Source organism: Paraburkholderia franconis, assembly GCF_009362735.1.
GTDB lineage: Bacteria > Pseudomonadota > Gammaproteobacteria > Burkholderiales > Burkholderiaceae > Paraburkholderia > Paraburkholderia franconis.
Map to the genome: position 1 here is coordinate 1 of NZ_WHNP01000235.1, position 1,003 is coordinate 1,003.

General features: G+C 64.5%; 2 protein-coding genes. Both read right to left on the reverse strand.

The genetic code is table 11. The features are described from left to right. Positions 1–193: 193 nt before the first annotated feature. A complete protein-coding gene (tnpB, locus tag GCT13_RS47890; protein WP_193727990.1) occupies positions 194–529 on the reverse strand; it encodes an IS66 family insertion sequence element accessory protein TnpB in 336 nt (111 codons plus the stop codon). Continuing rightward, positions 526–915 (reverse strand): transposase, encoded by a 390-nt coding sequence (locus GCT13_RS47895; protein ID WP_227747414.1) that lies wholly within the window; start codon positions 913–915, stop codon positions 526–528. The genes tnpB and GCT13_RS47895 overlap by 4 nt, the downstream gene beginning before the upstream one ends. Between the last annotated feature and the right edge of the window lie 88 nt (positions 916–1,003).

Below are 1,003 nucleotides of genomic sequence, written 5' to 3' on the forward strand. Positions count from 1 at the left end.
GTGAGCTGGTCGATGCGCGTCTGCCGGTAGCGCAGGTCCCGCTCGTTCTCGCCGACCTGAGCGATCAATTGCGCAGCCAGTGTGCGCAGTTCGTCGGGGCTCAGGGCGTCGAGGTTGGCGGGCAGGTTCATGCAGCCAGTCTGCCAGAACCCCACCCGCGGCGGAAGCAAGCCAGTTTACGGCTTTGGGGGTATTACACGAGCGTGATCGCGTGATCGTGCGTGAGCGTCCGCCAGGGCAGCCCCGTCACCAGCGCTCGCAGCTGCTCGGGATTCAGCGCGGTGGCGACCGCCTGGTCCCCATTCGTCCAGATGAACCGCCCCTTGTTCAGGCGACGCGCGGCCAGCCAGATACCGAACCCGTCATACACGAGCACCTTTATACGCGTCGAGTGCTTATTGGCAAACAGATAGGCGTGGTGCGGTCGCGCCGCGCCGAACACCTTCACGACACGCGCCAGGATCGTGTCGATGCCCGCGCGCATATCGATGRGCTCGGTCGCCAACCAGATCGCGTCGATACGGATCATCGCAGCCACCCTTGCAACCAGGCTGCGCAATCGGCCGCCGCGCATAGCGGCCAGCGTACCGTCACGGTCGCCGCCCCGCGGCGCACCTCGATCTGGATCTCCGTCGAAACGACCGCCGCGCCCGGCGCCTGGACTTGCAGTGGAACAAACTCCGCCAGCGGCACGCTCATCGACTGGCGAGCCTCCCGCGCGGCGTCCTGCTCCTCCTGCGCGGCCACCCATCGACGCAGCAAATTCGCATTCAACTGGTAATGCAGCGCGACCGCGGCGATCGACACGTTCGGCTGCATCGCCGCACGGATCACCTTCTCCTTGAACTCCTTGCTGTGGCGACGGCGGCGCCGTATCGGCTGTACCACCTCAGAACCGGCTTCATTCTCGTTCATAGCGTACACGTGTCCATTTAAAGAATTGGTGGACACGATCGTCGCTTCCCTAACACGCTGGTTCAAGGCGACATTGCCGGGCGCTTAC